The sequence below is a fragment of the Salipiger sp. ABN3_019 genome, from assembly GCF_056158605.1.
On record NZ_JBSWTP010000009.1, the window covers coordinates 1,111,962 to 1,135,454 of the forward strand.

A 23,493-nucleotide genomic window follows, 5' to 3' on the forward strand; every position below is an offset into this window, starting at 1 on the left:
ATGTCTGGAATTCCGCACGATCACTACGAACCGAAGACCGGCGGCGAACGCTGGGTGCACAAGCGCCTGCCCATCGTCGGTCTGCTTTACGACACCATCATGATCCCCACACCCAAGAATTTGAACTGGATGTGGATCTGGGGGATCATCCTGACCTTCTGTCTGGCGCTGCAGATCATCACCGGCATCGTGCTGGTGATGCATTACACGCCGCATGTGGACATGGCCTTCGCGTCGATCGAGCATATCATGCGCGACGTGAACGGCGGCTACATGCTGCGCTACCTGCACATGAACGGCGCGTCGCTGTTCTTTGTGGCGGTCTATGCGCATATCTTCCGCGGGCTCTACTACGGCTCGTACAAGGCCCCGCGCGAGATCACCTGGATCATCGGCATGCTGATCTACCTCGCGATGATGGGCACCGCCTTCATGGGCTACGTGCTGCCGTGGGGACAGATGTCCTTCTGGGGCGCGACGGTGATCACCGGCCTGTTCGGCGCGATCCCCTTCATCGGCGAGGCGATCCAGACTTGGCTTCTGGGTGGACCGGCGGTCGACAACGCCACGCTGAACCGCTTCTTCTCGCTGCACTACCTGCTGCCCTTCGTCATCGCGGCGCTGGTGGCGGTGCACATCTGGGCCTTCCACACCACCGGCAACAACAACCCCACGGGTGTTGAGGTTCGCCGCACCTCGAAGGCGGATGCCGAGAAGGACACCGTGCCGTTCTGGCCGTATTACGTGATCAAGGACCTCTTCGCTCTGGCGGTGATCCTTGCCGTGTTCTTCGCCATCGTCGGCTTCATGCCGAACTACCTTGGCCACCCCGACAACTACATCGAGGCCAACCCGCTGGCGACGCCCGCGCACATCGTGCCGGAATGGTACTTCCTGCCGTTCTACGCGATCCTGCGTGCCTTCACCTCGGAAGTCTGGGTCGTTCAGATCGCCTCCTTCATCACCGGCGGTATCGTCGATGCGAAGTTCTTCGGCGTGCTGGCGATGTTCGGTGCGATCATCGCGATGGCGCTGGCCCCCTGGCTCGACACCTCCTCGGTGCGCTCGGGCAAGTACCGCCCGCAGTTTAAGTGGTGGTTCTGGCTGCTGGTGATCGACTTCATCGCGCTGATGTGGCTTGGCGCCATGCCCGCGGAAGAGCCCTACGCCAGCTTCTCGCTGATCGGGGCGGCTTATTGGTTCGGCTATTTCTTCGTGATCCTGCCGCTTCTGGGCGTGATCGAGAAGCCGCTGCCGCAGCCCGCGACCATCGAGGAAGACTTCGAGGCGCATTACGGCAAGTCCTCGGACAAGGGCGCGACTTCGTCCGCCCCGGCCGAGTAAGAGAAAGGACCCAAGAGTCATGTTCAAGAAACTTGCCCTTTCCGCCGTCACGGCCCTAGGTCTGGCATCCGGCAGCGCCTTTGCTGCCGGTGAGGGTGGACACGTCGAGGACTTCTCGTTCTCCTTCGAAGGTCCCTTCGGCGCCTATGATCAGGCCCAGCTGCAGCGCGGTCTGCAGGTCTACACAGAGGTCTGCTCGGCCTGTCACGGCCTGCGCTACGTGCCGCTGCGCACTCTGGGCGACGAGGGTGGCCCCGGCCTGCCCGAAGATCAGGTGCGTGCCTATGCGGCGCAGAACTTCGAAGTGTTCGACGAAGAGCTGGACGACTACCGTCCGGCAATTCCCACCGACCACTTCCCGGTCAACGATGGCGTCGGCGCCCCCGACCTGTCGCTGATGGCCAAGGCGCGTGCAGGCTTCCACGGCCCGTACGGCACCGGCCTGTCGCAGCTCTTCAACGGCATGGGCGGCGCCGAATACATCGCCTCGCTGCTCACCGGCTACACCGGCGAGGAGAAGGTCGAGGCCGGCACCACCTTCTACGAGAACACCGCCTTCTCGACCGGCTGGATCGCCATGGCCCCGCCGTTGGTGGGCGAGGATGTGGAGTTTGCCGATGGTCACTCGAACGAGCTGCATCACGAGGCGCAGGACGTTGCGGCCTTCCTGATGTGGACCGCCGAGCCGAAGATGATGGCGCGCAAGCAGGCGGGCTTTGCCGGGGTGATCTTCCTGACGCTGCTGTCGGTGCTGCTCTATCTGACCAACAAGCGCATCTGGCGCCCGCTCAAGCACAAGGCGGAGTGATCTTCGCTTGATGTGAATGGAAAGGCTCCGCTGGCTGGCGGGGCCTTTTGCTTTGGGGCACTCGCTCGGCTCGCGCTGCGCTAAAGCCCGAGATAGGCCCGCAGCGCCTCTGGCGGGGCGTCGAACAATTCGTCCGTTTGCACCGGAGGATGCGCCACGCCATCCGCCACGAACACCGTCTCTTCGGCGAAGCGGCGGGCGTCCTGCGGGTCGTGGCTGACCAGCAGCACCAGCGCGCCCAGCTCGCCCGCCACCTCCTGCACCAGATCCAGCATCTGCGCCTTCAGCGCGGGCCCGAGCGCGGCGAAGGGCTCGTCCAGCGCGAGGATCGGCCGCGCCTGAAGCAGCACGCGCGCCAGCGCGGCACGGCTCTGCTGCCCGCCTGACAGCGCGCCGGGCTTGCGCGCCGCGAGCCCGCCGAGGCCGACGCGCTCCAGCGCTTCGTCGACCTTGCGGCGCTCGTCTGCGGTCAGCCGCCCGCCGCCGGGGCGCAGCGCCAGCCCCAGATTGCGCGCGAGGCTCAGGTGCGGGAAGAGGTTGTTCTCTTGAAAGAGCATGGCCACGGGGCGCTTGTCGGGCGGCGAGGCGGTGATGTCCTGGCCCTGCCAGAGCAGGCGGCCCGCCTTGGGCGCGAGGAACCCGGCAATCAGGTCAAGCAGCGTCGACTTGCCCGCGCCCGAGGGGCCGATGATTGCCACGCGCCGTGCGGGCGGCAGCGACAGGTCGGCCGAAAGGTTGTAGTCGCCCTCGGTGTAGCGCAGGGCCTCAAGTGTCAGCATTGGCGCGGCCTCCCCGGTCGCAGAGCCAGAAGGCCCCGAAGCTGAAAAGCAGCAGCAACAGCGCCGCGCCCGCTGCCGCTTGCATCTGGTAAGAGCCCATTAGTCGGTAGACCTGCAGCGGCAGCGTCGCGCGGTCGGGATCGGCGAACAGGGCGATGACGCCGAGATCGCCGATCGACAGCGCGGCGGTGAGCCCGGCGGCAAAGCCCAGCGGTCGGCGGAGCCGCGGCAGCAGCACAAGGCGCAGCCACGCGAGCGGGGTCAGCCCCAGCGCCTGCGCCAGCCGTGCGTAGTCGGTACGCACAGCTTCGGCTTCTGGCCGCAGGATGCGCAGCGCGAAGGGCAGGGCGACCAGCGCGTTCACCAAGGTGGTGACGGGCAGTGCCAGCGACAGCGGGTTGGCGAAGGGGCGGACGATCAGGAAGAGGCCGGTGCCCAGCACCAGCGGCGAGACGGCGATGCCCACGAGCCCCAGCCACTCGCCCCAGCGAGTGGATAGCGGCAGCGCCCAGAGCAGGCACAGGAGCGTCGAGGCCAGCGCCACGGTCAGTGAATTCCACGCTGCCTCCCAGCTGCTGGCGCCCAGTTGCAGCAGCCCGGGCAGGCCGCGCGCCACCACCATGCCGAGCGGCGTCAGCAGGAAGAGCGCGGCGAGGGCGATCCACGCGATGTCCGCCGCCCGGGAGAGCCCCGCACGCCCGTCCCAGCGGGTCACCATCCTGTCGAGTCCCGCACCAAAGCCGCCGCCGGTGCCAAGCCGCAGCGCCACCAGCCCCGCCGCCAGTGCCAGCGCCAGCTGGATCACCGAGAGCAGCGCCGCGCGGCCGAGGTCGAAATCAAAGCGCACCGCCTGATAGATCGCCAGCTCGACGGTGGTGGCGCGCGGGCCGCCGCCCAGCGTCAGCGCCACCGCAAAGCTCGACAGGCAGATCACGAAGATCACCGCGAAGGCCCCGGGCGCGATGCGCAGCACCATGGGCGCCTCGAGGGTGCGCAGCATCGCCCATGGCGAGAGCCCCAGCGAGGCGGCGAGGCGAAAGCGTTCGGCGGGGATCGCCAGCCAGCCCTGCAGCAGCAGCCGGGTCGCCAACGGCAGGTTGAAGAACACATGCGCCAGCACAACGCCATGCAGGCCGTAGATGCTGAAGCCGGGCAGTCCGACCGCCCGCAGCGCCGCGTTGACCATGCCGTTCTGGCCGAAGACCGCCAGCAGCCCCAGCACCGCCACGATCGTCGGCAGGATGAACGGCGCACCCAGAAGCGAGATCAGCAGCCCGCGCCCCGGAAAGCGCCGTCGTGCCAGCGCGCGGGCAACCGGGATCGCCAGCGCGACCGAGAACAGTGCCGAAAGACAGGCCTGCCAGAGTGTGAAGCGCAACGCCTGCCAGTCGCCGGGGCCAAGGCTGCCCCAGCCACCAGCCCGCGCCAGCACCGCCGCGACCGGGCCCAGCACCAGTGCCAGCACCAGCCCGCCCGCGGCAAGCGCCGCGATTATTGCGAGAGGCCGCGACGCCATGCCTCGATCGCCTCATCCCGCAGCGCGGCGGCCTCGTCCTCGGAGTAGAACAGCACCTTGCTTGGCAGTTCGAGCTCCTTGAACCCTTCGGGCCAGTCCTCATGCGGCAGGGCGGCGGGGAAGGACCAGTTGCCGGTCGCGATCATCTGCTGGAACTCGGGCGTCAGGATGAAATCCATGAAGTCCTGCGCCAGCTCCGGCTGATCGGTGGTGGCGACCTTTGCGGCCAGTTCGACCATGAAATAATTGCCCTCGGGGAAGATCAGCGCCTTCTTGGTGTGATCGTCCTCGGCGATGATGTGATAGGCGGGCGAGGTGGTGTAGCTCAGCACCATGTCGGCCTCGCCATCGGTGAAAAGGCCGTAGCTTTCCGACCAGCCCTTGGTGACGGTGAGGATCTTCGGCGCCAGCTTGCGCCATGCGTCCTCGGCCCCATCGCCAAACACCGCTTGGGCCCAGAGCGCCATCGCGAGGCCCGAGATCGAACTGCGCGGGTCCTGAATGACGATCTTCAGATCATCCGGCGCGTCGAGCAGCTCGGCAAAGCTGGTGGGCGGCTCGGACAGGCGGGTGGTGTCGTAGATGAAGGCCGTCTCGCCGTAGTTGTAGGGAAGGAAGGTGTCGTCGGTCCAGTCGATCGGCAGGGTGAGCGGCGAGAGGTCCACGCCATGCGGCGCGAAGAGGCCGCTTTCGCGGGCCTTCTTGGTCACATCGGTGTTGAGGCCAAAGACCACATCGGCCTCGGTCTGATCACCTTCGAGCAGCAGACGCGGCAGCAGGTCGCCGGGTTTGAACTGCAGATCGCAGCCGCAGCGCGCTTCGAACATCTCTTCGATCTTTGGGCCGGGGCCCCATTCCGAGACGACGTAATCGCCTGCGTAGACGGTCAGAACGGGCTCTTGCGCCAGCGCCGTGCTGGCAAAGAGACATCCCGCTGCAAAACTGATGGCCTTCATGGCATCCTCCAAATTTGCGGCGAGAGGGCAAGATGGGCCGGGGCGCGCGGGGCCTTGGGCCGTGACCTTCCCTCCGCCGGTGTTAACCGGGTCAGGTTCAACGGGTTCGCGTGGGTCGCATCTCAGCCGGCGCGGATCGCGCGGCACCCCGAGGTAGCGCAAGACCTAGCCGGGGGCGGGGCCTCTGACAAGGGAATTGCGCGCGGTGCCCCGCGTCGTCCAGTGTCGTCCGGTGTCGTCCCGTGTCGCTGTTTGTTGCGGAAATTCCTTGAGACAGGGGCCGCGCTGGCCTAACAGGCTTGGCGAGCAGACCCCGCGGCCCGACACAGGAGACATCCCCATGAGCCTCAACACTTTCGGCCATCTCTTCCGTGTGACCACATGGGGCGAAAGCCATGGCCCGGCGCTTGGCGCGACGGTGGATGGCTGCCCGCCGGGTGTGAAGATCGACGAGGCCGCGCTTCAGCACTGGATGGACCTGCGCAAGCCGGGCCAGAACAAATACACCACCCAGCGGCGCGAGCCCGACGCGGTGAAAATCCTCTCCGGCGTCTTCGAAGGGCAGACCACGGGCACGCCGGTGCAGCTGATGATCGAGAACACCGACCAGCGGTCCAAGGATTACTCCGAGATCGCGGCCAAGTTCCGCCCCGGGCACGCCGACATCACCTATCACCAGAAGTACGGCATCCGCGATTACCGCGGCGGCGGGCGTTCTTCGGCGCGCGAGACGGCGGCGCGGGTGGCTGCGGGCGGTCTGGCGCGGGCGGCGCTGGCCGAGCTGGCGCCGAGCGTGTCGATCACTGGCTACATGGTGCAGATGGGCCCGCAGGCGATCGACCGCTCGCGCTTTGACTGGGACGAGATCGCCCGCAACCCGTTCTGGTGCCCCGATGCCGAAACCGCCGAGGGCTGGGCGGATTATCTCGACGGCCTGCGCAAGTCCGGCGACAGCGTCGGCGCGGTGATCGAGGTGGTCGCGCGCGGCGTCCCCGCGGGGCTGGGCGCGCCGATTTACGGCAAGCTCGACACTGATCTGGCGGCGGCGATGATGTCGATCAACGCGGTGAAGGGTGTGGAAATCGGCGAAGGCATGGCTGCGGCGGCGCTGACCGGCTCTGCCAATGCCGACGAGATCACCATGGGGCCGGATGGGCCGGTATACAGTTCGAACCACGCGGGCGGCGTGCTGGGCGGGATTTCCACCGGCCAGGACGTGGTGGTGCGTTTCGCGGTGAAGCCGACGTCTTCGATCCTGACGCCGCGCAAGACGCTGACGGTGGACGGCGAGGAAACCGACATCGTCACCAAGGGCCGCCACGATCCCTGCGTCGGCATTCGCGCGGTGCCGGTAGGCGAGGCGATGATGGCCTGTGTCATCCTTGATCACCTCTTGCTGCACCGTGGTCAGATCGGCACCAATCGCGGTCAGATCGGCTGATCTGGGCGCCTCCGCCTCCGCCTCTGCCACTGCCACTGCCTCTGGCGCAGTCGCTTTTGCCTGTGGTGTCAGGCGGGCCACGCAGTTGAGGGACGGGGGCGTCAGAGCTGCTCAGCCCGGGCCGCGGAGACGCGCAAGAAGCCCCCGCGTTAGAACTCTTCCCAGCTTACGTCATCGCCCGCGACGGCGCGCTTCGGCGCGGGCTGGGATTGGGCAGCCGGAACCGAAGGCGGCGCAGGCTCGAAGCTTTCGATGGGCGCGGCCACTGGTGTGACATCTTGAGTTTCCGCAGCTTCGACGCCCATAAAGCGATTGAGCTGCGTGGAGAGGCGTTCCGCTTCGCTGCTGAGTTGGTCGCTTGCGGTGCTGGTCTCGCCGACCATCGCGGCGTTCTGTTGCGTGACCTTGTCCAGTTCGGCCACGCCCACGTTGATTTCCTGAAGTCCTGCCGCTTGCTCCTTGGCGGCGGTGGCAATCTCGGCGACCAGATCAGAAACCTCGCTGACATTGCGCACGATGTCCGAGAGCGCGGTGCCCGTCTGTTCCACCAATTGCCCGCCATCCTTCACCTGCTGCGAGCTGTTGGACACCAGCGCTTTGATCTCTCTCGCCAACTCCGAGGCGCGCTGTGCCAGAGAGCGGACCTCTGAGGCGACGACCGAGAAGCCTTTGCCCGACTCTCCGGCACGGGCCGCTTCGACGCCCGCGTTGAGCGCCAGAAGATTGGTCTGGAAGGCGATGTCGTCGATCACACCGATGATCTGGGTGATCTGGTCGGAAGAGGCGGCGATGGAGCCCATGGCCGTCAGCGCCTTTTCCATTACGGCGCCGCCTTCCTCGGCGCGGCGGCGTCCTTCGCCCACGCGGCGGTCGGCATCTTCGGCACGCTCTGCGGCGGCGCGTACGCTGGACGAGAGCTGCTCTAGTGCGGCGGCGGACTCCTCGAGCGTGGCGGCCTGTACCTCGGATCGACGGGACATTTCCCGCGACATGGAAGAGAGTTCCTGAGAGTTGCGCTGGACCGTGTCGGTGGAGGCGCGCAGCGAGGCGACAAGGCTGCTGATGCCCTGTGCAAGCGCATTGAAATTCTCGCACAGGCGCACGGCGCTGTCGCCCAAGAGACGCCAGTCGGTCGCGTCGAGCCTATGGTCCGTCTCGCCGCGGGTCAGCCCGCCCATGGCGTCACCAAGGGCGCTGAAAAGCGCGAGCCTCTGGTCGTTGGCGGCCTGTTCCTCGGCACGGTCGGCTTCGGCCTGCTGCAGGCGGTCGCGCAGCGCCTCGAGGTTGCGGGCGATGGACCCAGCCTCGTCGCCGCGGTCAAGCCCTTCGATCTCGGTCTCGAAGTCTTGCTGGGCAATGCGCTCGACGCTGCGGGCAGCGGTTTGGAAGGGGCGCGCGAGCAGTTTGCCAAAGACCACGACGCAGATCAGCGACAGGGTCACGGCGAGACCATTCGCGCCGATCAGCAGCAGGAAGCCTGTATCCATCGCGGTCCGCGCCATGCTGTCTGCTCGCTCGGCCTGCGTACGCAGCGCATCGCGCATCTCACTGATCTCTGTGCGCGCCTTGTCGAGCGCGGGAAGAAGGACGGTGCTGATATGGGTATCCCGCTCGAAAATGGTGAAGCCGGGGATGGTCAGCGTGTCGATCTGGGGCACCAGCGAGGTGGCGGTAGATGCCACCGTCTGCAGCCGCGTGAGCATCTCCGGTCGGCGCGCTTCGCGCAAATCCGGGGCGAGGAACGCGCTGCTGGAATCGTCGATAAGTGTTTGCAGTGACAAGAGATCGGCCCGCAAATCGTCCAGCGGTTCGGTGCCGCTGTGTTCGAAATGCAGAATCGCCGTGCCGGCATGATCGATCCGCCCCTGCGCCGCCATCAGCACCGAGGTCTGCCGCCTGAGATCATTGCCGAAATCGAGGCTGTCTGACATGCGCGCCTGAATGAGCCATGAGGCGATGGCGACCGCCAGTGTCAGGAACATGAAGGCTGATCCGAGGATCAGCAACTGTACGCGGATCGAAAACCTGCTCATCACCCATTCCCGTCAAGACATGGCGCGTCGCGCCGGACGGGTCTTCGCTATCAGCGTGGGGTAAACAAACTCTTCGAGATCGCGCGGATTGATGCGATTTTCCTGCAGCCAATGCGCGGGACCGGACGAAAAATGCCCCGCCGCGCAGAAGCGCAGGCGGGGCCAGGTCGTGCCTGCCGCAGCAGGCACCGGCGGTCGTCAAACCTTTATGGTATCTCGGAAACTCAGTTGGCTCGGTCGGCCATCTCGGCGCGGATTTGCTGCCGCAGCTCGTCGATCGGCACCAGTTTTCCCTCGCGCTTGAAGTGCCAGTAGGTCCAGCCGTTGCACGAGGGGGCCCCCTCGAGCTGGGCGCCGACCTGATGGATCGAGCCCTTCACGGTGTCGCCCACCAGCGTGCCGTCGGCACGGACCTTGGCGCTTTTGCCGGAGGAGGAGACCAGCAGTTCGCCGGGGCTGAGCATGCCGCGCTCGACCACTTGGCCGAAGGGCACACGCGGCTCGGCGCGCTTGGCGCGGGTCACTTCCAGCGAGGAGCGGTCGAACGGGCGGATGGCATCGATGCGCTGCTGCGCCACTTCGCGGTAGCTTTCCTCGCGCTCGATGCCGATGAAATCGCGGCCCAGCATTTTGGCCACAGCGCCGGTGGTGCCGGTGCCGAAGAACGGGTCGAGCACCACATCGCCGGGGTTGGTCGAGCCGACCAGCACGCGGTGCAGCAGCGAGGCGGGCTTCTGCGTCGGATGCGCCTTGTCGCCATTGGCGTCCTTGAGGCGTTCGCCACCGTTGCAGATCGGCAGAACCCAATCCGAGCGCATCTGAACGCCTTCGTTCAGCGCCTTCAGCGCCTCGTAGTTGAAGGTGTATTTGGCACCCTCGCTCTTCGACGCCCAGATCATCGTCTCATGGGCGTTGGTGAAGCGCTTGCCGCGGAAGTTCGGCATCGGGTTGGATTTGCGCCACACGACGTCGTTGAGGATCCAGTAGCCCTCGTCCTGCAGCGCCGCGCCGACGCGGAAGATGTTGTGGTAGGAGCCTATCACCCAGAGCGCGCCGTTGGGCTTCAGAAGCCGCTTGGCGGCCTTCAGCCACGCGCGGGTGAACCGGTCGTAGACGGCGAAACTGTCGAATTGATCCCAGTGATCGTCGACCGCGTCGACCCGCGAGTTGTCGGGGCGATGCAGATCGCCCTTCAGCTGCAGGTTGTACGGCGGATCGGCGAAGATGAGGTCCACCGACGCCTCCGGCAGGGCGTTCATCTGCTCGATGCAGTCGCCGGAAAGAATCGTGTTGAGTGGGAGCGCAGTTGCGCCCTTTGTCTTGGTCATCGCTGTCATTCTCTGCCTCTGCCCCGGCGCATTTTTGCGCTCTTGGATTGGGGATAAAATGCGGGAATGGCGAATCGGGGTCAATTTGTTTTTTTAAATCAGGACCTTACGTTTCCGTCTTGATACAAGATATTGTGTATGGGGGCGAAGGATCTTCTATGGTGTGGGGTCACACCGAAATCTCGGAGCGCCTGCATGTGGCTTTTTGAGCCGTACCCAGCGTTCGTTTCCCAGCCATAGCCCGGGTGGTGTTGCGCCAAGTCCCGCATCAGCGCGTCGCGCCATGTCTTGGCGATGATGGATGCGGCCGAGATACTCACAGACTTACCATCTCCCTTAACCACAGGGGTGGCGGGGCAGGGCAGATCGGTGGGCAGACGGTTGCCGTCGATCAGCAGATGGTCGGGTTTCTGGGGCAGGGCCGCGACGGCACGGCGCATGGCCAGATAGGTGGCCTGCAGGATGTTGATCTCGTCGATCTCCTCCACCGAGGCGACGCCGAGCCCTACCATGGCTTGTGCGCGGATGATCGGCTCCAGCGCTTCGCGGCGCTTGAGCGTGAGTTTCTTGGAGTCGTTCAGGCCAGCGGGGATCAGCGCAGGATCGAGGATCACAGCGGCGGCGACGACCGGGCCGGCGAGCGGGCCGCGGCCCACCTCGTCGACCCCGGCCACGCGCTTGCCTTCGGCCCAGAACGGCGATTCGAGGGAAGTGTCAGGTCCAGTCATGCCCCTGTTCTGCGCGCGCAGCGAGGGCGGGGCAATAGGCTAGCGGGCCTTGGGGTGGCTCGCCTCATAGACCTTCATCAGATGCACGCTGTCGACCGAGGTATAGGCCTGCGTGGTCGAGAGCGAGGCGTGGCCCAGAAGTTCCTGAATGGCCCGCAGATCGCCACCCGCAGAAAGCAGATGCGTGGCAAAGCTGTGGCGCATGGCGTGGGGGGTGGCGCTGGCGGGCAGGCCGAGCTGCATGCGGGCCTTTTCGGTGACCGCCTGAATGAGGCGCGGGTTCAGCTTGCCGCCCCGCGCGCCGCGGAACATCGGGCTCTCGGGCGTGATCTCGAAGGGACAGACCTGCAGGTAGGTCTCGACCGCGCGTCGGGCCACCGGGATTACCGGCACGATGCGTTCCTTGCCGCCCTTGCCGAGGATGCGCAGCAACTCGCCAAAGGGCCAGTCGGCGCCGGTCAGCCCCAGCGCCTCTGAGATGCGCAGCCCGCAACCGTAGAGCAGCGTGATCACCGCCGCGTCGCGGGCGCCGATCCAGCCTTGGCTGGCCTGCATCTCGACGGTGTCGATCATCGCGCGGGCGGCATCCTCGGTCAGCGGGCGCGGCAGTTTCTTCTGGAACTTCGGGGCGCGGGCGGAGAGTACGGCGGTGGGCTCGAACCCCTCGCGCTCGGCCAGCCAGCGGTAGAAGCTCTTTACCGCCGACAGCTTGCGCGCCATGGAGCGCGGCGCCGCGCCGCCTGCGTGCAGATGCGCCATGAAGGCGCGCATGTCGGGCGTGGTGACGCGGGCGAGGGGTTTCAGCCCCTGCGGCTCGGCGTGGTGGCGGGTGAGGAAGGTGATGAACTCCGCCACATCGGCGCGATAGGCGGTGATGGTGTTCTCTGACGCGTTCTTCAGCGCGCGGGCATGGTCCAGCCATCCCTCGAGCGCGTCCCGCGCAGCGGCTGTGATCGCGAGGCTCACGACAGCCAGCGGCGCATGGTGCGCTCGAAGACGCCGCCGAAGAAAGCCAGAAGATCGGTGCCTTGCTGCGGGGTGAACATATTGCTGTCTTCCGAGCCCATGACGAGCAGGCCGGGCAGGCGGCGCGGGCCGAAATCGAGCCGCAGACAGGCTTCGGAGCGGATCCAGTCGGCCTTGGGGCCATAGATGCGGCTGTCTCCGGCCCCAAGCTGGCGCAGAGTGACCTGCCGCAGCGGCGCGTCGGTGCGCTCGGTCAGATAGCTGGCGACAAAGCCCGGCTCGGCGAGCGACAGAACATCGCCAAGGCGGCTGACGGTGCGCGTGTCATCGGGGTGGCCGGTCTCCAGCACCAGCCGCATGACGTCGACGCGCAGGATCGCGGCGACCTCGCCGTTGAGATCGCGCAGGAAAGGTTCGAAATCCACCGGGTCCAGCATGCGCAGGATCGCGCGGTGGATCTGGTTGGTGCCCGCGAGATTCTCGTAGGCGGCGGCGATGACGCTGCGGTGGGTGTCTTCGAGGCGATCGAGCCGCGTCTCCAGCCGCTCCATCGCCAGCCCGCGCAGGTCGACGATATTGCTGCCCATGGCGCTCTCATTCGAGGCGATGAGCGCCTGCATCAGATCGCGGTCGTCGAGAATCATGTCGGGACGCGAGAGGAGCTGCTCGCGCAGCGTCTCGTCAATTCGGGGACTGCTCATGCCTGTTCCGGTCTATCCGTGCGGTGATCGGTGTTTTGCGGCAGAGCCTAACAGGTCCGCGATACGAATGCGCCCCCTTTTCTGGCGCTGCAGGCCGGTTTCCGCGCGCTGTGGCCACAGGATCGGCCTTCGAAGGGAAGGCTTTGGCGAAATGGGGTTTTCTGGCACACTGGCCCGGGCAGAGGAGGAGAGCCCATGCCCACGATCAGCCATCCAAGCCCCGCCCAGACGGTCATCACCACCTTCGAGACTAGCCCCGGCACCTGTCAGGATTTGCTCGAGGCGCTGGAAGAGGCCTATGCCGGGTTTATCTCGAAACAGGCCGGTTTCATCGGGGCGGGCCTGCATGTGAATGACGCGCAGACCCGGATCGCCAATTACTCGCAATGGGAGCGGCGCGAAGACTTTCAGGCCATGCTGCGCAGCGACGAGATGCGCGCGTGGAACCGGCGGTTCAACGACCTTTGCCGCAGCTTTGAGCCGGTGATGTACGAGGTGTCGGCGGTCTACTGACGCCGTCACCTCACACGTTCTGGCTCAGGCAGCGATGGTTCGTGTGTCGCTGCGGCGCTCGGTGACACGCAGGCGGTAGCCTTCGCCGCGGACCGTGTCGATGGTCAGCGCGCCTTCGAGCGAGGCGAGATGGGCGCGCAGGTTGCACATATAGACGTCGAACACCCGTGGCGCCGGTTCATTCTCGAAGCCGTAGACATGGCTCATCAGCTTCTCGCGCGTCGCAAGCCGTCCGGGTCGGAGCGCGAGAAATTCGAGGATCTCGTAGAGTTTGGGTGAGAGCGACAGAACGGCGGCACCCATATGGACGCGGCGCTTTTCAAGGTCGATCCGCAGCGGGCCGCAGTCGGAGACCGGCACCGAGATGCCATGCGCGCGCCGCGCCACGGCACCCAGGCGGGCGATGATCTCATCGGCTGGCGTATCCTCGGCGAGCACAGTGTCGGCGCCCCCCATGAGCCATGTGGCGATCTGCGCGCCATCGGCGCCGCGGGCGATCAGGGCGATCGGCACCTCGGGGTTCAACTCGCGCAGCCGGGTGAGCGTGGTCTGCTGGCGCAGCACGCCTGCGTCGATCAGCAGCAGGTCATGGGCGCCGATCCGGTGAAATTCCTCAATGTCCTCTGCGGCTTCGCAGCTGGTCAGCAGGGTGCCGGTCTGGGCCAGCGCGTGGCTGAGGCTCATCATTTTCCAAGTGGTTTCAGCAATCAGGTATCGCATGGGCGCGCTCCTCCAAGTGCCACCAGCGCGGTGCGGGCGGCAAATCCGTTCTGCAAGGCGAGGGTGACCGTTCTTTCGGGTCAGCCGGTGCTCGCTGCGGATCGATGCGGATCCAAGGAGGCCGGGCGCTCTCCGTCGCGACCCCGCTTGGTTGGCGTCAGGCTTCTGGAGAGGCGGCGCATACTGCAGCCCGGTAGTAGGGATAGGAGGCAATTGTGCCCGAAATGTGTTGGCATCAGGGGCAGCGCGAGATGATTTGTATCAAGGCGCTATACGTTTGAGGGGCGCAAGATCGCGGCAGGTCAGTAAAGGAGGCCTCGCATGTATAAGAACATTCTCGTGCCCATCGCGTTTGACAGCGACTCCAAATCGAAGAAGGCAATCGAGGTTGCCCGTGCTCTGGCATCGCCCGAAGCGCAGATCACCTTGCTGCACGTCATGGAGCATGTGCCGGGCTACGCGGCGACCTACATGCCGCCGGACTATCTGGTGCAATCCCGCGCAGCGGTGGAGAAAGAGCTGCAGGGCATGGCTGCCGAGCTGCCGAAAGGCAAAGGGCTGGTGGTCGAAGGGCATTCCGGTCGAACCATCCTCGAGTACGCCAAGGAGAACGGTCACGATCTGATCGTCATCGCCTCGCATCAGCCCGCGATGAGCGACTATCTCCTTGGCTCCACCGCGACGCTGGTGGTGCGCCATGCCCATTGTGCGGTACACGTGCTGCGGTAACGGCCCTGAAGGGCCCTTGATGACGAGGTCCCGTGCCCCGCAAGGACGATAGCCCCCCGAAGAGCATGCGCGATGCGCTGTCACTGGAAGAGCGTGACGGCCTGCCAGAGGCGCTGCGCGTGCTCTTGCACAGCTTGCCGCGCGAGACGTGGGAGCATCACCCGCAGTTTCATGGGCTGGTGTCCTTCTGGCTCGACCGGCATCTGATGTTCCGCCGGCTGATGGGCAGTCTGCGCCGCGACGCCGAGGCGGAGATGGATGCCAGAATGGAGATGGCCGCGCTGCAGGCGCGGCTGTCGCGTCAGGGCGGGATGCTGGTGCAGCAGTTGCACGGGCACCACGAGATCGAGGACACGCATTATTTTCCTGTGCTGCAGGGGTTCGATCCGCGGCTGCAGGCAGGGTTCGACATTCTGGACCGCGATCACCACGCGCTGGACGGGTTGATCGACGGCTTCATCGGTGCCGCGAACGGCGTGCTACAGGGCCAGCTCGAGACCGGCCGGTACAGAGACGAGCTTCTGCGGTTCGAGCGGTTGCTGTCGCGTCACCTCGAGGATGAGGAGGACCTGATCGTTCCGGTCATCCTGAAATACGGCGCAGGTCACCTGAGTTGAGCGTGGTGCCCGTCCAGCCCGCGATGTCGTAATAGTCGCGGTACCAGTCGACGAAGGCCTGCACCCCCTCACGAAGGCTGGTGCGCGGCCGGTAGCCGGTCAGCTCGTGCAGCAGCGAGGCATCGGCCCAAGTCGCGGGCACGTCTCCGGGCTGCATGTTCATCGGGTTGCGCATAGCCTGCAGGCCGGTGGCTTCTTCGATGGCCGAGATGAACTCGGACAGCGGGATGGCCTGCGAATTGCCGATGTTCACCACCCGCCACGGGGCCACGGGGGAGAGCGAGTCTCCGGCGGGCACGACACCTTCTTCCGGACGCTCGGGCACCACGTCGATGAGCAGCCGGATGCCCTGCACCAGATCGGTGACATAGGTGAAGTCGCGCATCATGTGACCGTGGTTGTAGACGTCGATCGGCTCGCCGTTGAGGATCGCCTTGGTGAACTTGAAGAGCGCCATGTCCGGGCGACCCCATGGGCCGTAGACCGTGAAAAAGCGAAACATCGTGGCTGGCAGGTCGTAGAGGTGGGCATAGCTGTGCGCCATGCATTCCGTCGCCTTCTTGGTGGCGGCGTAGAAGGACATCTGGTGATCAGTGCGGTCCGTCTCGGAGTAGGGCATCGTCTCGTTGGCGCCATAGACCGAGGAGGTGGAGGCCAGCAGCATATGAGCGGGCTTTGTGGCCCGCGCGGCTTCGAGCAGCTCAAAAGTGCCGCGCATGTTGCTGCAAAGGTAGCTGCGCGGGTCCGTCAAAGAGTGGCGGACACCAGCCTGCGCGGCCAGATGCACCACCACGTCGGGGCGTTCCCGTTCGAAGACCTCGCCTAAGAAGCCTTCGGATTCGATGGACTGGTTGATGACGCTGAACCCCGGCGACTGAAGCAACATCGCCTGCCGCCGCCGTTTGAGCCCCACATCGTAGTAGTCGGAGAGATTGTCGATGCCGATGACGCGAAACCCGTCTTCCAGCAGTCGTTGACAAAGGTGGTACCCAATGAAGCCTGAAGAGCCCGTGACCAAAGCGGTGCGCATCAATGAACTCCTACAAAAATGTATAAGACAATAAATGTAATATAGCATGTCTTGTGGCCTGGATGGTGCCAAAGCAAGATCTTTCTGTCTGGCGCCATGCCATTCGCACCGCGACGGCTGTTGCCGGCTCAATCCAGTGGCGACTTGCGAAAGCGCGACACGGCCTGTTTTGGCGGCCGCTGCGTCTTCGCAGCTGGCCTTGCTGCGGCTTGTCGGCGAGACTCTTGTTGATCGTTTGGTTTGCCCAGGCATTGGCGTGGCTTGGCCCATCGCGGTGTCGGGCAGGCGACTTTCGGCTAGCGGCTGCAACATCACTTAGCATTAAACTTGAGCATCCGCCGCGGCTATTCTGCCGCGCCCGCCGCGGCGGGTGGCTTGCCAACCTTCTTTTAGTTCTTTGTTTTAAAGGTAAAATAATCTTCAGATCGGCGATACTGAAGCGGGCCCGCTCCTGGCGTCACAAAGATTCCGAAGATTCGTAGGTTAACTCTTGGTTAAAGATAATTGGCAGACCTCTTTCGCTGAGCTATAGTCCGACTCATTGTAAAAAGGAGTTTTTAACGATGACGGATAAGACCACCCAAGGTGAGTCCCTGGAATCCCCGGGCCGCCGTGAGCTGCTGGGCAAGGCGGGCAAATACGCCGCCGTAACGCCGCTGGCAGTGACTGCACTTCTGTCCACCTCGATGAAGGCCGATGCCGGTGGCATCTTCCGTTCGGGCGGCATGAAGCACAAGCATAAGCACAAGATGAAGAAGAAGATGAAAAAGCACGGTGGTAAGTACCACTGAGCCGTCGAAGGCCGAATTCCCGGCCTTCTTTGTCTTATCCTCTTTAATCTGACGTATTTCGTTGAGTGAAAACCTTTTCGTCCTCCCCGCAGCAGGGGTCACGCTGGCTGAAGTGAACAGCCAGCATCTTCTCTTGGTCCCAGAGAAGGAACTTCTGTTTTCGGCCACTCCCCCAGTGGCAGAGGCTTGGGCCGGGTTCGAGCTCGGCGTTACGACCGTGCGACCGGATGCCGCCGACGTCCCAGACGGCGGCATCCTCAGCGATTTGTTGCAGATCGGCGCGCTTGAGGCGTTGTCCACCTCAGACGGTCCTGCACGGGTCGCTTGTTGCGAAACACTCGACCTGGCCGGGCTTTGTGTGGTGCTCGCCTTCGAGGACGCAGACCTGCGCGACGCACTCTTGCCGAGTTTCGCGCATCTCGCCACCGCGCCGCGGCGCGGTGACGACCATGTGGTGATCCAGCGCGATGCCAAAGATCATGCCGGACATATCGGCATCGGGCGACGCGATGAAGACATTGACTGGGTGGCTCCGCATGAGGCGGTGCCGCTGCTGAAGATCAAGATGACCGAGGTCCTCTTTGATCACACCGATCATGTGATGCTGCATGCGGCGCAGCTCGAAAGGGCTGGGCGCTGCCTTTTGCTGCTCGGTGATGCCGGAGCGGGGAAAAGCACCCTCGCGACGGCGCTGGAGCCTGCGGGGTTCCGGCTGCAGAGCGACGACATCGTGGTGATGTCGCAGACCGGGAAACTTGGCGCGCTGCCGTTTCCGGTGACGCTGAAAGAAGGGTCGTGGCGGCTGCTGGAGCATCGCCGCGATGAGATCGACGGTGCGGCGCAGCATCTCAGACCCGACGCGCTGAGCGTGCGTTACGTAGGGCTGACGGGAGACAGCAGCTGGATGAAGGCGGGCTGGATTCTGGTGCTGGACCGGCAGGAGAGCGGGCCAGCCTCGATCAGTGAGTTGAGCCTGTCCGACGTCTTTGGGGCGCTATTGCGCGCCGCGTGGTCAGGAGAAGACGCAATGTCGCCCGATGTGTTTGAGGCCATGGCGGCCTGTCTGCACGGTGCGAAGTTTGGGCGCCTGACCTATTCCGATTTGCCGCGCGCGCTCGAAGTGGTGTCGCGGTTCTGCGAAGAGTGACCTGATCGTACGGAGGTTGTGAGTTCTGAATTCAATTTGGTAAGTGATTTTGTCTAAGTGATTTTTTCATATTTTATTTCGAGCGCAATTTTTTCTGCGCGCGTAACGGCGTTAGCCTCCATTTTTATCGGTATTGGAGAAGGACATGAAAGCAGGCGCTCTGGCCTCCTCTCCCCTCGAAACGCTCGGCCGCATCCTTCAGGGAGACGTCGAGCAACTGAAGGAACGGGCTCCGAACTGGGCCGATCTCATCCGCACGGCGAACGACGAATTTGTCACCCCCGCCTTGTTTCACAGACTGCGCGAGGTCCCCGCAGGCGCCGCCGAGCCCGAGGCCATGGCCTATCTCGGCGAGATCGACACCCTCAACTGTCAGCGCAACCTCAGCCTCTGGGCACTAGTGTCCGAAATCACCGCGCTGCTCAATGGTGCCGGAATTGTCCCGACGCTGATCAAGGGCGCCAGTGAGATGGCGCTGCAGGAGGATCCTGCCAGCTTTTACCGGCTGATGATCGACGTCGACATGGTGGTCGAACGCCATGAGGCCGCCAAGGCGCAGAGCCTTCTGGCAGAGGCCGGGTTCGACTGCCTCGAAGACAGCGAATATGCGCATTCTCCGGGGTGTTTCTGGAAAGAAGGCTATGCCGGAACGCTCGATCTGCACGCTGGTCTGCAAGAGGACATCGCGCGGTTCCTTTCGGGCGACGACTGGCAGAGGCGGCGGATCCTTTGCGAGCGGGACGGGCTGCGGTTCTACATTCCTGACCCCTCTTTCCGGCTGCTGATCAACGTCAGCCACGACATGCTGCATCACTCCGGCCTTGCGCGCGGGGGCATTAGCCTGCGCTACCTTCTGCCGCTGCGCGAGCAACTGCTGGACGAGGCCGCGCTGGACTGGCCCTGGCTTTTGAAGCTGCGCCGCGACCGGCGGTTTCGCCTCGCCTTTGATCTGCAGATGCTGATGCTGCACAAGCTTTTCGGGATGCGGCGCACCTTCCCGTTCAAGATATCGCCGCTGACCGCTCTGCTGCATCGGCGGCGTCTTATGAAGGCGCGCTATCCGCGGCTCGGCGAGGCTGAGTGGGCGCTGGTGAAACCCATCTACACCCGAATGAAGCATCTCTGACCCACTGAGGCGATGCGCTCGTTTCTGCCTGTCCAATGCTCAAACTTTGGCGGCATTTGCCGAAACGGGCACCGCTTCGCGTTTCTTCTTTGAGCTGTGACTTTGTCGCAGTAGACCGTAAATATTGATTGTTCTTTGAGGATTACCCGAAATGAAAATTGCGATTATCGGCACCGGCTACGTGGGGCTTGTGTCTGGCGTCTGTTTTTCCGACTTCGGCCACGAGGTGGTTTGTGTGGACAAGGACCCGCGCAAGATCGAGATGCTGGAGCGCGGTGAGGTGCCGATCTACGAGCCGGGGCTCGATACGCTGATGGCCAAGAACGTCGAGGCCGGGCGGCTGTCGTTCACCCTCGATCTGAAATCGGCCATCGATGGCGCCGAAGCGGTGTTCATCGCCGTCGGCACGCCGACCCGTCGCGGCGATGGCCATGCCGATCTGACCTATGTGATGGCCGCCGCCGAAGAAATCGCCAAGACCGCCGATCATTACATCGTCGTGGTCACCAAATCGACCGTCCCCGTGGGGACGAACCGCAAGGTGCAGCAGGTGGTTGCAGCGGCGAACCCCGCGCTTGAGTTCGACGTCGCCTCCAACCCCGAGTTCCTGCGCGAGGGCGCGGCGATCGACGATTTTATGAAGCCCGACCGCGTGGTCGTCGGCGTCGAGACCGACCGCGCGGCGAAGGTCATGGAAGACATCTACCGCCCGCTCTACCTGCGTGATTTCCCGATCGTCACCACCGATCTCGAGAGCGCCGAGATGATCAAATACGCCGCCAACGCCTTCCTTGCGACGAAGATCACCTTCATCAACGAGATCGCCGCGCTCTGCGAAAAGGTCGGCGCGGACGTCAAAAGCGTGTCGAAGGGCATGGGGCTCGACGGGCGCATCGGCAATAAGTTCCTGCACGCGGGCCCCGGCTACGGTGGCTCGTGCTTCCCGAAAGATACCAAGGCGCTGGCCCGCATCGGGCAGGAATTCGCCTCGCCGATCTCCATCGTCGAGACGGTGATCAAGGTGAACGAGGACACCAAGCGGCGGATGACCGACAAGCTGCTCGACCTCTGCGACGGCAGCTTCAACGGCAAGAAGGTCGCCGTGCTGGGCGTCACCTTCAAGCCCAACACCGACGACATGCGCGACGCGCCGGCGCTGACCATCGTGCCGTCGCTGGTTGGCGGCGGGGCCTCGGTCTCGGTGGTCGATCCGCAGGGCAAGCGGGAAGGCGAGGCGCTGCTGCCGGGCGTGACCTGGGAGGAAGACCCCTATGCGGCGGCCGAGGGCGCCGACCTGCTGGTCATCCTGACCGAGTGGAACGAGTTCCGCGCGCTGGATCTGTCTGTGCTGGCAAAGAAGATGTCGACGCCGCGGATGGCGGACCTGCGCAACATCTACACCTACGAGGATGCGCTGGCCGCGGGCTTCAGCGATTACGAAAGCGTCGGGCGCGGCGATCCCGCGGGGGCCTGACCCCAGCCCAACATGAAAAGACCGGGCGGTGCAGGAAACGCACCGCCCGGCCTGAAGCTGCTCGACAGCTTTGCCTGGTTCAGCCCAGGACTGTGTCGCTCGGCATGAATTCGAGCGCGTCGATACGCAGGGGCTCGCTGCCGCCGTCGCCGTAGCCGGCAAGGACAAGCTCGTCGCCCGCGTCGATATCGACATTCTCGATCACATGACGGGTCAGCGTGGACTTGTTCGCGAGGTTGTCGCCAAGGTCGGCGTCCCAGTGCCACGCGTCCATCACTTCGCCGTTGACGCGGAATTCCAGATAGGAAACGCCATCGGTTTCGTCGAAGTAGTCGATGCCCACGTCGTAGGTGCCCGAGGTGCCCTCGAAGTCGGCGGAGGCTTCGGCATCTCCCGCCGCGCTAAGAACTTCGCCGCCGGACGCCGCCATCAGGCTGGCGACTTTGAAGCCTTTGCGCACATCAGCGTCGAAGACGAACTCCTCGGCTTCCATGAAGACCCACTCAGCGGTGTTGGCCACCGGCTGATCGACCTCTTCGGTGGTGTCCGTGGACCCCGTGGAGCCGGTGGACCCGAGGGTGCCGGTCATTTCGAGGCTGAGGCTGTCGATGCGCAGCGGTTCGCGTGCATCGTTGGTGCCCTGCAGGGTGACGGTGTCGCCCGCCTGCAGTTCCAGCCCTTCGATCAGCTTCGCGGTCTGCGTCGACGTGTCGGCATTGCTGCTGCCCAGCTTGGCATCCCAGTCCCAGCTTGCCACTTCCTCACCGTTGACCAGAACGCTGAGCGAGCTCACGCCATCGTTCTCGTCGAAGTAGTTCACGGTCAGGTCGTAGACGCCAGCATCCCCGTCGAAATCGAGGGACGCGGTCTGCGCCTCGTCGGTCTGGTTCTGGATCACGGCATTGCCCGAGGCAGGACCGATCTTCTTCACCGCGAAACCGTCGGACAGTTCGAGATCTTCGGCCTCATAGCTGATCACGGTGCCGATGGCGTCGCTGTTGCCAGTCTCGGTTTCAGTCTCAGTCTCGGTTCCGGTGCCGATTTCGGTGCCAGTGTCGAGATCGCTGTCGGTCTCGTCCGAGTTGAGCGTGCCGGTCATCTCGAGGCTGAGGCTGTCGATGCGCAGCGGTTCGCCGGAGTCGTTCACGCCCTGCAGCGACAGAACATCGCCCGCCTGCAGTTCCAGCCCGTCGATCAGCTTCGAGGTCTGCGTCGACGTGTCGGCGTTGCTGCTGCCAAGCTCCGCATCCCAATCCCAGCTTGTGACTTCCTCGCCGTTGATCAGGACACGCAGGGTGCTGACGCCATCGTTCTCGTCGAAGTAGGTCAGCGTGAGCGCGTAGACGCCCGCATCGCCGTCGAAGGCATAAGATGCGGTTTGGGCTTCGCCGGTGTTGTTCTGGATCACCGTGCCGCCCGATGCCGGACCGATGCTCTTTACGGCGAAGCCGTCGGAAAGCACGAGGTCTTCGGCCTCGAGGGTGATCACGGTGCCGATAGCTGCACTGCTGTTGCTGTCGGTCTCGCCGCCGGTTTCAGGAAGCAGGGTGGCCGTGTCGTCACCATCTTCCTCGGTCTCGGTTTCTGCGCTGGTGTCGCCGCCATCGGTGGTCTCATCGAACCCGTCGAGCAGGCCGTTGATGTAGTCCTCGATGTTGGCATAGCCGTCGCCGTCGGCGTCGAGTTGGGCATCGGCGGTCTTGGCGTCCGAGCCGATGATGTACTCGTAGAAATCCGGGATGCCGTCATCGTCGGTATCGGTCAGCGCCGCGGTCTGCGAGCCGTCGCCATAGCCGCCGACTTCGTCAGGCGAGTCGATGATCTTGCCGGTGTCGTTGAGCACGGTGTCGATGATGCGCTGGTCGATCTCGCTCAATTCGCCATCGATGCGTGCGCCGACGTTCGAAAGCACCCAATCAACCACGGCGCCCGAGGACAGAACTTCGGTCGTGGCCGGATCAAAGACGAAATCGCTGACGATCTCGCCGGTGTTGGAGCCGCCGATGTCACCGTCGTTGTCGAGCACATAGTAGGCGGCGCCGCCGTCATTCCCGATGAAGCGGATCGCTTCACGGCCGTCGGTGTCTTGACCTCTGATGAAGACGTTGCCGATCACATGCACGGTGGACGCTTCGGCAACGACAAGGCCTTCTTGGCCCCAGTTGTAGATGACGTTGTTGATGAACTCGATGTTCTTAGCGTCATCCTTCACGAGCGCGTTGCGGAACTGGTTGCTGGCAAACAGGTTGCCGATGATGCTGACATTCGAGCTCCCGTCACCAATCAGCATCCCCATGCTGTGGTCACCCTTGGGGTGAATCGAGTCCTGCAGGGCCTCGGCGACGATATTGTTCGAGATCGTGATATTGCTGGGCGCGCCCCAGGTCGAGGCGACCTCGTCGATCGACCAGGTCAGCGAGTTGCTATCGAGAATAACGTTTTCGACGGTCTCGCCCGACTTGCCGATGGAGACACCATCGCGGCTATCGGGGTCTTGCCCGTCGGTTTCATCACCCGGACGCACGGTCATGCCGCGGATGATCACGTTGCTGTCCACCACGCGCAGACGCGCGCCGGTGACCGTGATGCCACCCGGGGCCGTTTGGCCTGCCAAGGTTACATCACCGTTAATTTGGATTTGGCTTTCGAGGTCAATTTGTCCGCCAACTTCGAAAACTACAATGCGCGGATAATCCAAATCTTCCAGAGCCCAACGCAACGAACCTTCGCCGGAGTCGTTCAGATT

21 protein-coding genes and 1 riboswitch are annotated in these 23,493 nt (G+C 64.2%); of the genes, 10 read left to right on the top strand and 11 right to left on the bottom strand.

The window, feature by feature from the left end; translation table 11 throughout:
- Both petB and ACXAD2_RS13515 read left to right on the top strand, forming a co-directional pair.
- Positions 1 to 1,344, top strand: a complete 1,344-nt coding sequence (petB, locus tag ACXAD2_RS13510) for a cytochrome b (RefSeq protein WP_475170908.1) — start codon at positions 1 to 3, stop codon at positions 1,342 to 1,344.
- Positions 1,345 to 1,363: 19 nt separating this feature from the next.
- Positions 1,364 to 2,152: a cytochrome c1 gene (locus ACXAD2_RS13515; RefSeq protein WP_475170910.1), complete on the top strand. Its 789-nt coding sequence runs from the start codon at positions 1,364 to 1,366 to the stop codon at positions 2,150 to 2,152.
- Between the two features lie 80 nt (positions 2,153 to 2,232).
- Here ACXAD2_RS13515 and ACXAD2_RS13520 read toward each other — a convergent pair whose 3' ends face one another.
- From ACXAD2_RS13520 to ACXAD2_RS13530, 3 genes are read right to left on the bottom strand one after another with little or no spacing between them, the layout of a single operon-like run.
- Positions 2,233 to 2,931, bottom strand: coding sequence for a thiamine ABC transporter ATP-binding protein (locus ACXAD2_RS13520; RefSeq protein ID WP_475170913.1), 699 nt, complete (start codon positions 2,929 to 2,931; stop codon positions 2,233 to 2,235).
- Positions 2,918 to 4,447 carry a thiamine/thiamine pyrophosphate ABC transporter permease ThiP gene (locus tag ACXAD2_RS13525; RefSeq protein ID WP_475170914.1) on the bottom strand — a complete coding sequence of 510 codons (1,530 nt, stop codon included), beginning with the start codon at positions 4,445 to 4,447 and terminating at the stop codon, positions 2,918 to 2,920. Before ACXAD2_RS13525 ends, ACXAD2_RS13520 begins: the two co-directional genes overlap by 14 nt.
- The gene (locus tag ACXAD2_RS13530) at positions 4,423 to 5,403 is read right to left on the bottom strand and encodes a thiamine ABC transporter substrate-binding protein (protein ID WP_475170917.1); all 981 of its coding nucleotides are present in this window, start codon (positions 5,401 to 5,403) and stop codon (positions 4,423 to 4,425) included. Before ACXAD2_RS13530 ends, ACXAD2_RS13525 begins: the two co-directional genes overlap by 25 nt.
- A gap of 51 nt (positions 5,404 to 5,454) precedes the next feature.
- Positions 5,455 to 5,564: riboswitch (TPP riboswitch) on the bottom strand.
- A 179-nt stretch (positions 5,565 to 5,743) separates the two neighbouring features.
- Here ACXAD2_RS13530 and aroC point away from each other — a divergent pair.
- Positions 5,744 to 6,844 (top strand): chorismate synthase, encoded by a 1,101-nt coding sequence (aroC, locus tag ACXAD2_RS13535; RefSeq protein ID WP_475170919.1) that lies wholly within the window; start codon positions 5,744 to 5,746, stop codon positions 6,842 to 6,844.
- A gap of 149 nt (positions 6,845 to 6,993) precedes the next feature.
- Here aroC and ACXAD2_RS13540 read toward each other — a convergent pair whose 3' ends face one another.
- The 5 genes from ACXAD2_RS13540 to ACXAD2_RS13560 form a co-directional block, all read right to left on the bottom strand.
- On the bottom strand, positions 6,994 to 8,877 hold the full coding sequence (locus ACXAD2_RS13540; protein WP_475170921.1) for a methyl-accepting chemotaxis protein: 1,884 nt from the start codon (positions 8,875 to 8,877) through the stop codon (positions 6,994 to 6,996).
- 224 nt (positions 8,878 to 9,101) lie between these two features.
- Entirely contained in the window at positions 9,102 to 10,214 is a 1,113-nt protein-coding gene (locus ACXAD2_RS13545) for a DNA methyltransferase (protein WP_475170924.1), read from the bottom strand.
- A gap of 89 nt (positions 10,215 to 10,303) precedes the next feature.
- Entirely contained in the window at positions 10,304 to 10,933 is a 630-nt protein-coding gene (locus ACXAD2_RS13550) for a ribonuclease HII (RefSeq protein ID WP_066102402.1), read from the bottom strand.
- Between the two features lie 39 nt (positions 10,934 to 10,972).
- Positions 10,973 to 11,899 carry a tyrosine recombinase XerC gene (locus ACXAD2_RS13555; RefSeq protein ID WP_475170926.1) on the bottom strand — a complete coding sequence of 309 codons (927 nt, stop codon included), beginning with the start codon at positions 11,897 to 11,899 and terminating at the stop codon, positions 10,973 to 10,975.
- Positions 11,896 to 12,600, bottom strand: a complete 705-nt coding sequence (locus ACXAD2_RS13560; RefSeq protein ID WP_224906458.1) for a DUF484 family protein — start codon at positions 12,598 to 12,600, stop codon at positions 11,896 to 11,898. The genes ACXAD2_RS13555 and ACXAD2_RS13560 overlap by 4 nt, the downstream gene beginning before the upstream one ends.
- A gap of 195 nt (positions 12,601 to 12,795) precedes the next feature.
- Here ACXAD2_RS13560 and ACXAD2_RS13565 point away from each other — a divergent pair, with 195 nt between their 5' ends.
- Complete coding sequence (locus tag ACXAD2_RS13565; RefSeq protein ID WP_066102395.1) at positions 12,796 to 13,113, top strand: antibiotic biosynthesis monooxygenase family protein; 318 nt, start codon at positions 12,796 to 12,798, stop codon at positions 13,111 to 13,113.
- A gap of 24 nt (positions 13,114 to 13,137) precedes the next feature.
- On the opposite strand, the gene ACXAD2_RS13570 is transcribed toward ACXAD2_RS13565, so the two are convergent.
- Complete coding sequence (locus ACXAD2_RS13570) at positions 13,138 to 13,833, bottom strand: winged helix-turn-helix transcriptional regulator (RefSeq protein ID WP_066102391.1); 696 nt, start codon at positions 13,831 to 13,833, stop codon at positions 13,138 to 13,140.
- Between the two features lie 321 nt (positions 13,834 to 14,154).
- Here ACXAD2_RS13570 and ACXAD2_RS13575 point away from each other — a divergent pair, with 321 nt between their 5' ends.
- Positions 14,155 to 14,562: a universal stress protein gene (locus tag ACXAD2_RS13575; RefSeq protein ID WP_224906460.1), complete on the top strand. Its 408-nt coding sequence runs from the start codon at positions 14,155 to 14,157 to the stop codon at positions 14,560 to 14,562.
- Positions 14,563 to 14,594: 32 nt separating this feature from the next.
- Positions 14,595 to 15,179: a hemerythrin domain-containing protein gene (locus ACXAD2_RS13580; protein ID WP_475170930.1), complete on the top strand. Its 585-nt coding sequence runs from the start codon at positions 14,595 to 14,597 to the stop codon at positions 15,177 to 15,179.
- Here ACXAD2_RS13580 and ACXAD2_RS13585 read toward each other — a convergent pair.
- Positions 15,145 to 16,209: an NAD-dependent epimerase/dehydratase family protein gene (locus ACXAD2_RS13585; RefSeq protein ID WP_475170934.1), complete on the bottom strand. Its 1,065-nt coding sequence runs from the start codon at positions 16,207 to 16,209 to the stop codon at positions 15,145 to 15,147. The two genes, ACXAD2_RS13580 and ACXAD2_RS13585, sit on opposite strands and share 35 nt — an antisense overlap.
- A 563-nt stretch (positions 16,210 to 16,772) precedes the next feature.
- Here ACXAD2_RS13585 and ACXAD2_RS13590 point away from each other — a divergent pair.
- From ACXAD2_RS13590 to ACXAD2_RS13605, 4 genes are all read left to right on the top strand, one after another.
- Positions 16,773 to 17,000, top strand: coding sequence for a hypothetical protein (locus ACXAD2_RS13590; RefSeq protein ID WP_475170937.1), 228 nt, complete (start codon positions 16,773 to 16,775; stop codon positions 16,998 to 17,000).
- Positions 17,001 to 17,133: 133 nt separating this feature from the next.
- A complete protein-coding gene (locus tag ACXAD2_RS13595) occupies positions 17,134 to 18,147 on the top strand; it encodes a hypothetical protein (protein ID WP_475170939.1) in 1,014 nt (337 codons plus the stop codon).
- A 145-nt stretch (positions 18,148 to 18,292) separates the two neighbouring features.
- Positions 18,293 to 19,273 (top strand): nucleotidyltransferase family protein, encoded by a 981-nt coding sequence (locus ACXAD2_RS13600; protein WP_475170941.1) that lies wholly within the window; start codon positions 18,293 to 18,295, stop codon positions 19,271 to 19,273.
- Between the two features lie 151 nt (positions 19,274 to 19,424).
- Positions 19,425 to 20,747: a UDP-glucose dehydrogenase family protein gene (locus ACXAD2_RS13605; protein ID WP_475170943.1), complete on the top strand. Its 1,323-nt coding sequence runs from the start codon at positions 19,425 to 19,427 to the stop codon at positions 20,745 to 20,747.
- A gap of 79 nt (positions 20,748 to 20,826) precedes the next feature.
- On the opposite strand, the gene ACXAD2_RS13610 is transcribed toward ACXAD2_RS13605, so the two are convergent.
- On the bottom strand, positions 20,827 to 23,361 hold the full coding sequence (locus ACXAD2_RS13610; protein ID WP_475170946.1) for a right-handed parallel beta-helix repeat-containing protein: 2,535 nt from the start codon (positions 23,359 to 23,361) through the stop codon (positions 20,827 to 20,829).
- Positions 23,362 to 23,493 lie beyond the last annotated feature (132 nt).

Excerpts from the sequence above, each read along its gene's own strand:
- ACXAD2_RS13545 (WP_475170924.1), bottom strand. The coding sequence starts at position 10,214 with ATGACAGCGATGACCAAGACAAAGGGCGCAACTGCGCTCCCACTCAAC.
- ACXAD2_RS13515 (WP_475170910.1), top strand. The coding sequence starts at position 1,364 with ATGTTCAAGAAACTTGCCCTTTCCGCCGTCACGGCCCTAGGTCTGGCA.
- ACXAD2_RS13525 (WP_475170914.1), bottom strand. The coding sequence starts at position 4,447 with ATGGCGTCGCGGCCTCTCGCAATAATCGCGGCGCTTGCCGCGGGCGGG.
- ACXAD2_RS13565 (WP_066102395.1), top strand. The coding sequence starts at position 12,796 with ATGCCCACGATCAGCCATCCAAGCCCCGCCCAGACGGTCATCACCACC.
- ACXAD2_RS13560 (WP_224906458.1), bottom strand. The coding sequence starts at position 12,600 with ATGAGCAGTCCCCGAATTGACGAGACGCTGCGCGAGCAGCTCCTCTCG.
- ACXAD2_RS13585 (WP_475170934.1), bottom strand. The coding sequence starts at position 16,209 with ATGCGCACCGCTTTGGTCACGGGCTCTTCAGGCTTCATTGGGTACCAC.
- ACXAD2_RS13550 (WP_066102402.1), bottom strand. The coding sequence starts at position 10,933 with ATGACTGGACCTGACACTTCCCTCGAATCGCCGTTCTGGGCCGAAGGC.
- petB (WP_475170908.1), top strand. The coding sequence starts at position 1 with ATGTCTGGAATTCCGCACGATCACTACGAACCGAAGACCGGCGGCGAA.
- ACXAD2_RS13530 (WP_475170917.1), bottom strand. The coding sequence starts at position 5,403 with ATGAAGGCCATCAGTTTTGCAGCGGGATGTCTCTTTGCCAGCACGGCG.
- ACXAD2_RS13590 (WP_475170937.1), top strand. The coding sequence starts at position 16,773 with ATGACGGATAAGACCACCCAAGGTGAGTCCCTGGAATCCCCGGGCCGC.
- ACXAD2_RS13570 (WP_066102391.1), bottom strand. The coding sequence starts at position 13,833 with ATGCGATACCTGATTGCTGAAACCACTTGGAAAATGATGAGCCTCAGC.
- ACXAD2_RS13520 (WP_475170913.1), bottom strand. The coding sequence starts at position 2,931 with ATGCTGACACTTGAGGCCCTGCGCTACACCGAGGGCGACTACAACCTT.
- aroC (WP_475170919.1), top strand. The coding sequence starts at position 5,744 with ATGAGCCTCAACACTTTCGGCCATCTCTTCCGTGTGACCACATGGGGC.
- ACXAD2_RS13600 (WP_475170941.1), top strand. The coding sequence starts at position 18,293 with ATGAAAGCAGGCGCTCTGGCCTCCTCTCCCCTCGAAACGCTCGGCCGC.
- ACXAD2_RS13540 (WP_475170921.1), bottom strand. The coding sequence starts at position 8,877 with ATGAGCAGGTTTTCGATCCGCGTACAGTTGCTGATCCTCGGATCAGCC.
- ACXAD2_RS13605 (WP_475170943.1), top strand. The coding sequence starts at position 19,425 with ATGAAAATTGCGATTATCGGCACCGGCTACGTGGGGCTTGTGTCTGGC.
- ACXAD2_RS13575 (WP_224906460.1), top strand. The coding sequence starts at position 14,155 with ATGTATAAGAACATTCTCGTGCCCATCGCGTTTGACAGCGACTCCAAA.